The sequence below is a fragment of the Pararhodobacter sp. genome, from assembly GCF_034676545.1.
Taxonomy (GTDB): Bacteria; Pseudomonadota; Alphaproteobacteria; order Rhodobacterales; family Rhodobacteraceae; genus Pararhodobacter.
In genome coordinates this window covers 3,513,814-3,527,500 of sequence record NZ_JAUCBZ010000015.1, presented here as the reverse complement: position 1 = coordinate 3,527,500, position 13,687 = coordinate 3,513,814, and the positions used below count along the sequence as shown (strand labels likewise).

The window sequence follows — 13,687 nt, the reverse complement described above, 5'->3', positions numbered from 1 at the left end:
GAATACATAGGGTTAAAAAGGCAAACCCGGGGAACTGAAACATCTAAGTACCCGGAGGAAAGGAAATCAATAGAGAACTCCGTTAGTAGTGGCGAGCGAACGCGGACCAGCCGAGCCGAGATTGTGACTGGAATGGCCTGGAAAGGCCAGCGATACAGGGTGACAGCCCCGTACAGGAAGCATGATCGGACGTATTAAGTAGGGCGGGACACGTGAAATCCTGTTCGAAGATCGGAGGACCACCTCCGAAGGCTAAGTACTCCTTACTGACCGATAGCGAACCAGTACCGTGAGGGAAAGGTGAAAAGCACCCCGACGAGGGGAGTGAAACAGTACCTGAAACCGAACGCCTACAAGCAGTTGGAGGGTCCTTGAGACCTGACAGCGTACCTTTTGTATAATGGGTCAACGACTTGGTCTATCTAGCAAGCTTAAGCCGTTAGGTGTAGGCGCAGCGAAAGCGAGTCTTAATAGGGCGACTTAGTTAGATGGATCAGACCCGAAACCGAGTGATCTAGGCATGAGCAGAATGAAGGTTAGGTAACACTAACTGGAGGTTCGAACCCACACCTGTTGAAAAAGGTCGGGATGACTTGTGCCTAGGGGTGAAAGGCCAATCAAACTCGGAGATAGCTGGTTCTCCGCGAAAACTATTTAGGTAGTGCGTCAGACGAATACCTTGGGGGGTAGAGCACTGGATGGGTGATGGGGTCCCACAGACTTACTGAGCCTAACCAAACTCCGAATACCCAAGAGTACTATCTGGCAGACAGACGGCGGGTGCTAACGTCCGTCGTCAAGAGGGAAACAACCCTGACCTACAGCTAAGGCCCCCAATTCATGGCTAAGTGGGAAAGCAGGTGGGACGACCAAAACAACCAGGAGGTTGGCTTAGAAGCAGCCATCCTTTAAAGATAGCGTAACAGCTCACTGGTCTAGATAAGTTGTCCTGCGGCGAAGATGTAACGGGGCTCAAGCCATGAGCCGAAGCTTAGGATGCATAGCAATATGCGTGGTAGCGGAGCGTTCTGTTCAGTTCTCCTTGCCTCTTTTGTACCCTCGGGTGCAGCGGAGGCTTCGGAGACGGCTGTGAAGCCGGCCCGTGAGGGACCGGTGGAGCGTTCAGAAGTGAGAATGTTGACATGAGTAGCGACAAAGAGGGTGAGAGACCCTCTCGCCGAAAGTCCAAGGGTTCCTGCTTAAAGCTAATCTGAGCAGGGTAAGCCGGCCCCTAAGGCGAGGCCGAAAGGCGTAGTCGATGGGAACCAGGTTAATATTCCTGGGCCGTGAGGTGGTGACGGATCTCAAGGGTAGTTCAATCTTATCGGATTGATTGGGCTGCTGAGAGGTTCCTGGAAATAGCCCCTCTATAAGACCGTACCCTAAACCGACACAGGTGGACAGGTAGAGCATACCAAGGCGCTTGAGAGAACCATGTTTAAGGAACTCGGCAAAATACCTCCGTAAGTTCGCGAGAAGGAGGCCCGGTTTGGACGCAAGTCTGAGCCGGGGGCACAAACTAGGGGGTGGCGACTGTTTACTAAAAACACAGGGCTCTGCGAAGTCGTAAGACGACGTATAGGGTCTGACGCCTGCCCGGTGCTGGAAGGTTAAAAGGAGAGGTGCAAGCTTTGAATTGAAGCCCCAGTAAACGGCGGCCGTAACTATAACGGTCCTAAGGTAGCGAAATTCCTTGTCGGGTAAGTTCCGACCTGCACGAATGGCGTAACGACTTCCCCGCTGTCTCAAACATGGACTCAGCGAAATTGAACTGTGTGTCAAGATGCACACTACCCGCGGTTAGACGGAAAGACCCCGTGCACCTTTACTCCAGCTTTGCACTGGCATCAGAATTGTGATGTGCAGGATAGGTGGTAGGCATCGAACCGGGAACGCCAGTTCCCGTGGAGCCTCCCTTGAGATACCACCCTTCGCACTTTTGATGTCTAACCGCGGCCCGTTATCCGGGTCCGGGACCTTGCATGGCGGGGAGTTTGACTGGGGCGGTCGCCTCCTAAACAGTAACGGAGGCGCGCGAAGGTTGGCTCAGACCGGTCGGAAATCGGTCGTTGAGTGCAATGGCAGAAGCCAGCCTGACTGCGAGACTGACAAGTCGAGCAGAGACGAAAGTCGGCCATAGTGATCCGGTGGTCCCACGTGGGTGGGCCATCGCTCAACGGATAAAAGGTACGCCGGGGATAACAGGCTGATGATGCCCAAGAGTCCATATCGACGGCATCGTTTGGCACCTCGATGTCGGCTCATCTCATCCTGGGGCTGAAGTCGGTCCCAAGGGTACGGCTGTTCGCCGTTTAAAGAGGTACGTGAGCTGGGTTTAGAACGTCGTGAGACAGTTCGGTCCCTATCTGCCGTGGGTGTAGGAGATTTGAGAAGAGTTGCCCCTAGTACGAGAGGACCGGGGTGAACGTTCCACTGGTGGACCAGTTATCCTGCCAAGGGTAGTGCTGGGTAGCTATGAACGGACAGGATAACCGCTGAAGGCATCTAAGCGGGAAGCCCCCTTCAAAACAAGATCTCCCTTGAGAGCCGTGGTAGACCACCACGTCAATAGGCCGGAGATGTAAGCGCAGCAATGTGTTCAGTTGACCGGTACTAATCGCTCGATAGGCTTGATTTGATCCAGTAACAGCAAGGTTACAGGACAAAAGCTTAAAGACACCCGAAAGTTGCATAACCGCAACCGATGTTTCTGTTTCTTCTCTGGTTTGGTGGCAATAGCACGAGCAAAACACCCGATCCCATCCCGAACTCGGAAGTTAAGTGCCGTCGCGCCAATGGTACTGCGTCTCAAGACGTGGGAGAGTAGGTCACCGCCAAACCTGAAAAGAAACAGACACGTCTCTCTCAAAACGATCTCATAAAACCCAAACAGACAAACATGGCGCGGGGTGGAGCAGCCCGGTAGCTCGTCAGGCTCATAACCTGAAGGTCGTAGGTTCAAATCCTACCCCCGCAACCAAAAATTCTAAATAAAACAAACGCTTGCCCTGTGGTATCTTTATACCACAGGGCGTTTTGCGTTTTACATCAACGCCACATCAACACCGCGCCTAAAAAACGGCATTCGCACGCATTCGCGTGCAGTCAGCGGCATTCGCCGACATTGAACGGCCAGAAACGCGTCCAAATGACTTCAGCGAACAGTCTTGCGCCGCCAAGGCCGCTTGGCCCAAAGTCATTGAAACATTGGGCAGGGCTAAGATATTGATTCGACTACGTCAGGGACCACTGCTTGGGCTGATCGTGAACCCCTTTGGCACGACAGCCAAGGTTCTCGAACTTGACGGTGATATGCTTCGGGCAACCAAGCGTGGCCAGACAGCGCATCTTTCTTTGGCGGACGTCTGCGACTCCCCGGTCGTTCGAAAGGGTGCATTCGGCTCAACTTTGACTGTGCGGTCGGGCACTCGGGCCGAGACCATTTTGCGTGGTGCAAACTATGCGGAAGCCGTGGATTTTTCCGATCAGGTGAAGCGCGCTTGGATCGAATTCAATCTGGCAGCCCTCAAACGAGAAGCAGATCGCTTTGACCGTCTTCATGCTGCCATTTCCGCCCTGGCAAAACCCGCCCAGTATCCTGCGGCTTGCAGCATTGAGCCTCTGCTGGTTGACGCGCGTGATCTTGATGGCACGCTTTTGTCCAAGCTGCAGCGCGAGGCAATCGGTGTCGAGGGTATGGTGCGCGTCGATCGCGTCAGGAAATTTGTTGCCGGGCCGCGCGCCGTAAGGGCTGAGGCAGTCTCGATATTCGTGGCGGCAGAACTCGAACGCTGGAAGGAGTTCTTCGACACCGTTGAGAGCATGCCGCTGACACCCGAGCAGCGTCTGTCCGTTGTTGTGGACGAGGATGCGACGCTGGTCCTTGCAGGCGCGGGATCAGGCAAGACGAGCGTCATCACCGCGAAAGCCGCCTATCTCGTCAAGGCTGGCATCCGGCGGCCGGAGGAAATATTGCTCCTGGCTTTCGCCAAAAACGCGCCGAAGAAATGTCCGAACGGGTCGAGGCGCGATCAGGCGTGCCGATCGTGGCGCGGACCTTCCACGCGATTGCCTACGACATTATTGGTCTTGTGGAGGGTTCAAAGCCCGCACTGGCAGACCATGCCACGGACGACGCGGCATTTACCGCGTTGATCAAACAGATCCTGAAGGATCTCATCAAAACGCTGTCAGATGTCTCAAAAAGCATCATACGATGGTTCGCGCATTTCCTTGTCGAACCGAAGACAGAATGGGATTTCGCCACCAAGCACGCCTTTTATACCCACATGGAACAGCAGGATCTGCGCACATTGCAGGGCGAGAAGGTCAAGAGTTACGAAGAGCTGCAGATTGCAAACTGGCTTTACGAAAACGGGATCGAATACGAGTACGAACCAAATTATGAGCACAAACTTCCTGGGACCGGTCGGCGCGACTATTGCCCGGATTTTCGGTTGATCGAAAGCGGCGTTTACATCGAGCATTTTGGGGTGCGGCGTCAGACGTTGGCAGATGGGAGCGAACGGCTGACGACCGCACCTTATGTTGACCGCGAAAGCTATCTCGCCGGCATGGACTGGAAGCGGGAAGTTCACTCGGCGAACGAAACCATCCTCATTGAGACCTTCAGCTATGAACGCCAGGAAGGGCGCTTATTGACTGCGCTTGCCGAAAAACTGGCTCCCCATGTGACGCTGAACCCGCGCCCGGTCGAGACAATCTATGACCGCGTCATTGAATTGAAGCAGGTGGACACGTTCTCTCAGCTCCTGGGGACGTTCCTGCGCAAGTATAAAAGTGGCGGCTATAGCCTGGCCGACTGTGAAACCAAGTCCGAACGGATGAAGCTTGGGAACCGCGCTAAGGCGTTTCTGGATGTCTTTGACCCCGTGTTCGAAGAATATGAGAAGCGGCTCGGTGGGCGGATCGACTTCGAGGACATGATCCTCAGAGCTGCCCACTACGCAGAGACCGGCAGATATGTCAGTCCATTTCGCCACATACTCGTTGACGAATTTCAAGACATCTCGCAAAGCCGTGCAAGGCTGGTGAAAGCGCTGAAATCGCAGCATCCGGACGTGCGCATGTTTGCCGTGGGTGACGACTGGCAATCGATCTTTCGTTTTGCGGGTTCAGACATTCATCTGATGCGCCATTTCGGAGGCGAGTTTGGTGGTGCATTTGATGGCGAAGCTGGCATCCACAGGACGGTTGATCTCGGCCGCACATTCCGGTCGGTTGACCAGATCGCCTTTGCCGCCCGGACATTTGTTCTCAAGAACCCTGCGCAGTTGCAAAAGCAGATTGTTCCGGCGGGGATTGCGACCGAGCCAGCAATCAGGATCGTGATGACGCCGCGCGATGAAGGTCCGCGCAAACTCACCGAAGTTCTGACCATCCTGTCGGCGCAGTCGAATGCTGGCGAAAAACCCGTGACCGTTCTTCTGCTCGGTCGATACCGGTTTGTTGAGCCGGATATGCGCGCGTTGAAGAGGCAGTTTCCGCGCCTGCAACTTAGCTTCAAGACAATCCACGCCTCCAAGGGTCTTCAGGCAGATCACGTGGTTCTGCTCAACGCCGACAGCGGCAGCACGGGGTTTCCATCAGAAATTGTTGACGATCCTTTGCTGACTTTGGTTTCTCCTGAAGAAGAGATGTTTGAGAACGCAGAGGAGCGGCGGGTGATGTATGTCGCGATGACGCGTGCGCGCTTCACACTCACGCTTCTTGCATCGAACGCCCGGCCATCCGCTTTTGTCACCGAGCTGAGCAAAGACCCCGTTTACGGGGTAATCGCGGCGCCTGGTGCGGATCAGGAAGCGCATGAATGCGGAGAGTGCGGCGGACGATTGGTGTGTGTAAATGGCAAGGATGATCGTGTCTGGTACCGGTGCGAACACGTCCAACACTGTGGAAACTTGTTGCCTGCCTGCTTGTCCTGCGGTGCCGCCCTGCCGCGGTTGGCACCCGGATCTCCGGAGGTTCGGTGCAGTTGCGGGGCCTGTTATCCGGAATGTCCCGAATGCAGCGATGGCTGGCTGGTTGAACGCAAAGGGCCCTATGGGCAATTTATGGGGTGCGTCCGTTACCCCGCGTGTACTGGTAAGTCCCGCCCAGCGTCGACGAAGCAGAGGTCGAGGAATTTATCGAATAGGGTAAGTCGGCGTGGGACATCGTGACTTGTTCGGATGAATTACCGATAAAGGTAAGCCATGGCACGCGAGATCGGATATCGACCGACCGATATCAAAAATCGGGTCCAAGAGCTTGTCGACAAGCCGGTCGCGGGCAGGGTGACGATCACGTTCGAAGTGGCAGCCCCTCCGGGCGAAACCGAGGGGAATGTCACGAAGACTGCAGAGGGGGTTCAGGGGAATGCGCTGCGCATGGTGGAGAGAGGCTATAGATGGCGGGCAAAATAACACATAAATGGGCTTTCAAGCCGGGAATGCGTGCAGGCGCATATAGCTGGAAGTCTTCGACCAAGGCCGTTGAGCGGTTAAAGTCTGTCAGCGCCGAAATCCGGGCGGTCGCGCGGACCGATCCAACAACAGCTGCCGAAGGCGTCATTGCGCTCGCCCAGCGCATTTGGCCCGCTTTTGAGCATATCGACACCTCATCGGGCGCGCTAGGCAACGCCGTGTCCCGGACGCTGGAGGAGTTGTTGCCGATCCTGATCGAGGCCCCGGCCGACGAGAAAACCCGCGCGAAATGGCTCGAACAGCTGCGCGATGCGATCGAGGACGACGGCGTCGATTATCTCGCGCCAATCGCCGATCGCTTTGGCCAGATCGCGGCATACCCTGCGCTGATGAACCTGCATGCCGACTGCGATCTCGACATGATCCGAGAGGCTTGGTCGGATCATGCGCGGTTCTCCCATGTGACAACGGGCACGCTGACGTTGTCCTGCCTGCTTGAGGCCAGACGATATGACGAATTGCTGGCGCTCCTCTCAGTGCAGAGGACGCGCATATGGTTTCATGAAAAGTTCGGAGCCGAAGCGCTGCTGCGTCAGGGGCGTGAAGACGAAGCTTTCGCCTACGCCGAGGCCCTGCTGAAGGATGATCGTCGACAATGGGGCCACTTTGAAATCGCGCAGTTCTGCGAGCGTATTCTGGTCCGAAAGGGTCGGGAGAAGGAGGCCTATCGCCGCTTCGGTCTGCCCACTGCCTCGGGCAATACCTATCTCGCGATGTGGCGGGATTTGGTGAAACGGTATCCGGATATCGATGCGCGCGGGATCCTCGAAGACCTGATCGAGACACAAGGCTCAAGGGGCAAGTGGTTTGCCGCGGCGAAGACCGCGAAGTATCTCGACATCGCGCTTGAGTGTGCCGCCCATCCGGACGCGGCTCCGGCAACGCTGATCCGCGCGGCGCGGGATTTCGCGATCAAGGAGCCAGCTTTTGCCGCGCAAGTCGGCTTGTTCGCGATCGGGCATCTTCTGGCGGGTCACGGCTATGAACCCAGCCCGCTCGATATCGACGAGGCCGTCACCCATGTCATGGCCGCTGCTAAGCGGATCGGGCAGGGGGACCGGGTGCTGCGGGAGGTTCAGAGGCTCTCGGCTAATGCCGCCACCGATGTGCTAATGTCAGCGCGATTGAAATCCCGGATCGCCGATACAGAAAAGGGCGACGGATAGATGCAACAACATGATGGCACCCGAGCAGTATCTTTATCACGGTAGCGCTATTTTTGGTGGATGACGGATTCCGCGTCGCAAGCTAAACTGAGCCTATGACACTCGCCTTTTACGATCTCGAGACCACCGGCCTTTCACCTGCCTTTGATCAGCCACTGCAATTCGCCGCCATTCTGACGGATGACGAATTCAGGGAGATCGAGCGGGTCAATCTGCGTTGCCGGATCGCCCCGCATATCATCCCTTCGCCTTGGGCCTTGGCGGTAACTGGCGTGCGCCCAGCGCAGTTGCTGGACGCGGCCCTGCCAACGCTCTTCGAGTTTACGCAAGAGATCGGCGCGCTGATTGATCGCTGGTCACCTGCGATCTGGACCGGGTTCAACAGCATCCGATTTGATGAGGAGATGCTGCGCCAGGCCTTCTATCAGAACCTGCAGCCGGGCATCTTCGCCACTCAGTTCAACGGCAATACGCGTTTTGATTTGCTGACGGCCCTCTACGCTGTCTGGCATCGCCAACCCGACCTGTTTGAGTGGCCCGTCGATGAAACTGGGCGCGTGCGCTTCAAGCTTGATCTTATCGCGCCGTTGAATGGCTTTGCGGCACATAACGCGCATGACGCTCTCGGCGATGTCGAAGCGACCATCTACATCGCGCGTCAGATCGCCCAGCGCGTGCCAGGGCTTTGGGCAGAATTGCTGCCCAATCGCGACAAGGTTCATGTGCAGGCACGAATTGAGGCGTTCCAGCCCATGGCGCTGATTGAGCGCTTCGGCGGTGGATCGCCGCGCGCCACGCTTGGCTGCTTCTGCGGCTATTCGGCCAGCAATCCGAACCAGGCGGCCTTCTTTGACCTGGAAGCGGCCGACCCTGCCGATTTCCTGACCGCCGATGATGCGACGCTTTTCGCAGCGGTGGACGCCACGCCGAAGATCATCCGCTCCTTGTCGGTCAACAAGACGCCCGCGCTCCTCTCGCTCCCGACGCCCAGCGCTGCGCAGTTGCGCCGTGCCGAGGTCATCGCCAATGCGCCCGAGTTCCGGGCGCGCGTCGCACAGGCTCTGGCTGCGCGGTTTCCAGAGGATCCTGCCGCGCCGCCACCACCCGTCGAGAAGCAGATATTCGGTGGCTTTTACAGCCACGCCGACAAGGCCCGGCTTGCAGAATTCCAGCGTGTGGACTGGCCGCAGCGGCAGGAGGTTGTGGCGTCGCTGAGCGATAGCCGCCTGCGCCAGCTCGGCCGCCGCCTAGTGGCATTTTACGCGCCGCACCTGCTTTCGCCCGAAGAGCGGGCCCAATTCGAGGCTTGGCTGCGCGAGCGCTGGTCCGCGCCAGATGCGCCTGAGACTGAGTGGATGACAATCGGCAATGCCTGGCGCGCCCTTGATGAAATACGTGGCAACGAAGGTTTGGATCAGGCACTGATCTGCGAGATCGAAGTATACCTGCAAGGCTTTGATATCAAAGCGAGCTAGCGGTTACCGACTGTTCTTCCAGTTGAATCATTTTATTGCGAGGGACTATTTTTTAGTTCTATACTCGCTGGAAGTGATCGGAAAGGGACCGCGTGCCGAAGAAACACGTCAAACAGCTGAACTGGGGCGCTGAGCGGCGCAACGCATTCATCGAGTTTCGGGTGTTCTGGCATGGACGGATCAACCGCTCAGACCTTATGGAAACGTTCGGCATTTCGCTTCAGCAGGCCTCGCTCGACCTGAGCGGCTATTCCGACCAGTGGAAGCGCAATCTCGTCTACGACAAGAGCCAGCGCGCCTATGTCCGGGGCAAGAATTTCACGCCACATTTCATCACGCCCAGTGCAGAGGATTATTTCGCCCAGTTGCGTGCCGTCGGTCAGGGTCTTGTCTCACGTGAGCAGAGCTGGATCAGCGTGTTTCCCGGATATGGTGCGACGCCAACGCCTGCACGCGGTGTTGCGCCCGAGACCCTGCGCGACGTGTTGGCCGCAATCCATGAACCCGCAGCCCTTCACTTGACCTATCAATCGATGTCACGACCAGAGCCCAGCGCGCGCTGGATCGAGCCGCATGCGCTGGCCTTCGACGGCTTCCGCTGGCATGCGCGCGCCTTTTGTCAGAACGACCAAGTGTTCAAGGATTTTCTGCTTTCGCGGATTGTCGAGATTGGCAACCAGGGACCGGTTACGGCCGACCAGCAAGGCGACGCAGATTGGCACAGAGAAGTGGTGCTCGAGATTGGTCCGCATCCAGACCTCTCGCCAACGCAGCGTCGTGCCATCGAGATGGACTACGGCATGGAAGATGGTCGGGCTGAGATTCCGGTGCGCAGGGCGCTCCTGTTCTATGCGTTAAAACGCCTCGGTCTCGACACTGATCCAGCAGCGCGGCGACCGCAGGATCAGCAGATCGTGCTTTTGAACCGTGACGAGATACTGGGCCCAGCTGAACGGGTGGGGGAGCAGTAGGATTTTCCATGAAAGCCTTTGAATTCGATCATAACCTTATCGACGCTTATGCGCGCTTCTCGAGATCCTTCAGCACCATTCGGGCTGAGGACATAAAGAGAGAGATTGAAAGTCAATATGATGAGGGACGCTTCTGGCCCGATGCTTTGCTTTCTCTGAACCCCAGATTCCTTTCCGGGCCCACAGTGGACGATCTAGTGGAATCGGGCGATCTGGACGAAGCCACCGGCAAGATTTTCCGTATGGATTCAAAGCCCATAAGATTTCATCGACATCAAGCTCAGTCCATCGCCAAAGCCCGTACGGGACAAAGCTTTGTTGTGACAACCGGCACCGGATCGGGGAAATCGCTCTGCTTCTTTGTACCAGTGGTCGATGCCATCGTGCGCTCACGAAAGGCCGGGCAGCCGCGCAAAACGCGAGCAATCATCGTCTATCCGATGAACGCCTTGGCCAATAGTCAAATCAAGGAAATCGAAAAATTCATTTCCCAATCTGGGCTGCCGGAAGACCTGAAGCCGGTTGTACGACGCTATACGGGTCAGGAAAGCCAGGAAGAGCGCCAGAAAATTGCTGACAATCCCCCGGACATTCTTCTGACGAACTTCATGATGGCAGAACTACTTTTGACTCGTCAGGACAGCCTCGACACCAAGGTCATCGACAATGCCAGTGGCCTCGAGTTCATCGTGCTCGATGAACTTCATACTTACCGCGGCCGTCAGGGCGCTGATGTGGCCATCCTTGTCCGGCGCCTCCGGAACCGCTGCGCTCCAACCAAAGCACCCATCTGTATCGGCACCTCGGCCACCATGGCGAGCGAGGGTTCAGAGGCTGGTCGCGCTAAAGCCGTCGCAGATGTTGCATCCAGATTGTTTGGGGCATCAATTGGTCCTGATGCCGTGATTGACGAGTCTCTTCAGCGAGCGACGGATGACCGTTTGAAGCTCGAAGATGTGCGGTCCAAGCTGGCCCCTGTTCTCACGAATGAGCTTCCCGACAATCTGACAGATGAGGTGCTGCAGGGACATCCTCTTGCGGTCTGGGCGGAACTCGCGATCGGTCTGGATGATGGTCAAGAACTTAAGCGCAAGAAACCTGTCCCTTTCAACACCGCGGTCGAACTGCTTTCGGAAGATAGCGAGATCGACGCGGAAACATGCCGGAAAGGTTTTGAGCAATTCCTGACTCGAGTCAGCCTTCCGGAGGCCGAACGTGGTGGTCATGGCAAAGGCGCATTTCTCGCATTCAAGCTGCATCGCTTCATCTCTGGCGCAGGTGAGATTTTCACGACGCTAACTGGTCGCCCCAGAAGGGTCCTGTTCGAAGGCCAACTGGAAGATCCTGATGCGCCAGGCCATCGCCTTTACCCGACGCGGTTTTGCAGGGAATGCGGCCATGAAGTCCATGTCGTAACCAAGACAGAGGACGCAGATGGGATTTGCTTCCTGCCCCGAAACATTGACGAGACGCCTATCGCAGACCCAGATGGCGATATTGCAGGCTACCTGACCCCCATCGGGGGAAGTGATCCGGACTACGCCTTTACGGGCGATCCTGAGACTTACCCAGAAGATTGGCGCGAAGAGCGAAACGGCATCGAGCGGCTCCGTTCCAACCGCAAGAGTTGTTTGCTTGAGCAGGCCACGGTACGACCCAATGGGCGCTATGGTGCAGACGGCGTAAGTTTCTGGTTCATTCCCGGCAAGTTCGGGTTTTGTCCATGCTGCCTAGACCAGCCACACCCGAGCATGCGGGAACGCAGCAAGCTCGCCGGGCTTTCAGGCGAAGGCCGGAGTTCGGCAACCACGCACCTCGTCTCGACTGCTCTTGAATGGATGAATGGGGACAGCAGCGGTGTTCCGCCAGAAAAGCGAAAGTTGCTTGGTTTCACCGATAACCGCCAGGACGCTGCCCTTCAGGCAGGTCACTTCAACGATTATTTGTTCGTGAGTTTGTTGCGTGGCGCAATCCTTCGTGCCCTGCTCGACGCTGGCGAGGACGGCATTGCCGAAGACGAATTCGGACTACGCGTCGTGAAGGCGCTCGGCTTTACAGCCGCCAACAAGGATTTTCGAATCCACTGGATGCTTGACCCGGAAGCCGGTGCAGTGGTTCGGGAAGACTCTCAACGTTCACTTGCCAAAGTTCTGGCCCACCGGGTCTGGACTGATCTGCGGCGGGGATGGCGCTATACCAACCCCAGCTTGTCGGTTCTGAAGTTGGTCGATGTCGACTTCATCGGGCTGGATGACATCTCGGAGGACAGAGAAAGCCTGATGGCTATCCTTCCTGACCTTGGAAACCTTGATGCCTCTGCCTGCAAGAAACTGCTTAAGGAAATTCTTGGCGCGATGCTTGAGGGTTTGGCGGTCAGCACCGAGGCACTAGATCTGACCGTTCTCGACACCGTCGGGCAAAAATCGCGAAACCTGTTGAGAACACCTTGGGCTATCGATCAGAAGGAAACACCCCGAAGCAGGTCAACCCTGTTCTTGCAGGCACCTGGAAAGGATCGTGTTGGACTGCGTGAAGAGCAGACCATTATCCGTGCGGGGCACAACTCCCGGATTGGTCGCACGATAAACCGCAAGAGCGTGATCGGTACGAAGCTCAACAAAACCGATTACCTGGCCGTTATGACCGGCCTTCTGGAGTTGATGGCTCGAGAGGGACTGGTTTCACTTGTCGAGATCGAAACTGATCTGCTCGGATGGCGGTTGTCGCCTTCGGCCGTTCGTCTGGTGCCTGGGGAAGCTGTCCGTGCCGGGCAGGCACAGGGAAATCGGTATTTCCACGACCTTTACAACGCTATTGCGACCGATCTGAAAAAGGGCCGCAGCACCTATTGGGGGCTGGAAGGTCGCGAGCATACGGCTCAGGTTTCACAAAGGCAGCGGGAGTGGCGAGAATGGCGCTTTCGTTTTGAGGATGACGACCGCGCCAAGCTCAAAGAAAACGCAGCAGAGATCAAATCATCCGGCGAATCCGATCAGTTCCTCCCCGCGTTGTTCTGTTCCCCGACGATGGAGCTTGGCGTCGACATTTCCGCGTTGAACGCAGTCTATCTGCGCAACGTGCCGCCTACACCGGCCAACTATGCGCAGCGTGCTGGCCGGGCAGGGCGATCCGGACAGGCAGCAGTCATCGTCACCTACTGCGCTGCGCAGTCGCCGCACGATCAGTATTTCTTCGAGCGCCGCAACGATATGGTGGCGGGGGTCGTCAGGCCCCCTGCGCTCGATATCACCAACGAGGAGTTGGTTCGCTCGCACTTGCATGCCGTTTGGCTGGCCGAGGCCAAGCTGGCGCTTTCAGCAGACATTCCCGAGATCCTTGATCTGAAGGAGGCAAAGTACCCGCTGAAACAGGATGTGACCGACGTCATCAACCAGCCAGGTCTGGTGACAGCTGCGCGCGCCCCTATGAAGCGGGTGCTGGACCAAATCCTCGCATCAATGGACGGCAAGAAACCCGTCTGGATGGGCGATGTTGATGATTTCATCCTCGAGGTTGCTATGCGCGCACCGCAGGAATTTGACCGCGCGTTTGACCGCTGGCGTGAACTTTACAATTCAGCTCGGACTTAG

Annotated in this window: 6 protein-coding genes, 1 tRNA gene, 2 rRNA genes and 1 pseudogene (1 of these 10 cut by a window edge); all 10 read left to right on the top strand. The window is 56.7% G+C overall.

Annotation, left to right across the window (positions count from 1 at the left end; genetic code table 11):
* A 23S ribosomal RNA gene (locus tag VDQ28_RS20730) occupies window positions 1-2,638 on the top strand (it extends 198 nt beyond the left edge of the window).
* Window positions 2,639-2,725: 87 nt separating this feature from the next.
* A 5S ribosomal RNA gene (gene rrf / locus VDQ28_RS20725) occupies window positions 2,726-2,840 on the top strand.
* Window positions 2,841-2,903: 63 nt separating this feature from the next.
* Window positions 2,904-2,980: transfer RNA gene (locus VDQ28_RS20720), tRNA-Met, on the top strand.
* A gap of 332 nt (window positions 2,981-3,312) precedes the next feature.
* A pseudogene (locus VDQ28_RS22710) lies at window positions 3,313-5,111 on the top strand (UvrD-helicase domain-containing protein); the annotation flags it as partial.
* On the top strand, window positions 5,088-6,182 hold the full coding sequence (locus tag VDQ28_RS22705; protein WP_416349437.1) for a 3'-5' exonuclease: 1,095 nt from the start codon (window positions 5,088-5,090) through the stop codon (window positions 6,180-6,182). The pseudogene VDQ28_RS22710 and the gene VDQ28_RS22705, both read left to right, overlap by 24 nt.
* Before the next feature lie 33 nt (window positions 6,183-6,215).
* The gene (locus VDQ28_RS20705; protein ID WP_323037741.1) at window positions 6,216-6,425 is read left to right on the top strand and encodes a hypothetical protein; all 210 of its coding nucleotides are present in this window, start codon (window positions 6,216-6,218) and stop codon (window positions 6,423-6,425) included.
* Window positions 6,410-7,651 (top strand): hypothetical protein, encoded by a 1,242-nt coding sequence (locus VDQ28_RS20700; protein WP_323037740.1) that lies wholly within the window; start codon window positions 6,410-6,412, stop codon window positions 7,649-7,651. The genes VDQ28_RS20705 and VDQ28_RS20700 overlap by 16 nt, the downstream gene beginning before the upstream one ends.
* A 95-nt stretch (window positions 7,652-7,746) precedes the next feature.
* Entirely contained in the window at window positions 7,747-9,126 is a 1,380-nt protein-coding gene (locus VDQ28_RS20695) for an exonuclease domain-containing protein (protein WP_323037739.1), read from the top strand.
* Window positions 9,127-9,218: 92 nt separating this feature from the next.
* The gene (locus tag VDQ28_RS20690; protein WP_323037738.1) at window positions 9,219-10,097 is read left to right on the top strand and encodes a WYL domain-containing protein; all 879 of its coding nucleotides are present in this window, start codon (window positions 9,219-9,221) and stop codon (window positions 10,095-10,097) included.
* Between the two features lie 8 nt (window positions 10,098-10,105).
* Complete coding sequence (locus VDQ28_RS20685) at window positions 10,106-13,687, top strand: DEAD/DEAH box helicase (RefSeq protein WP_323037737.1); 3,582 nt, start codon at window positions 10,106-10,108, stop codon at window positions 13,685-13,687.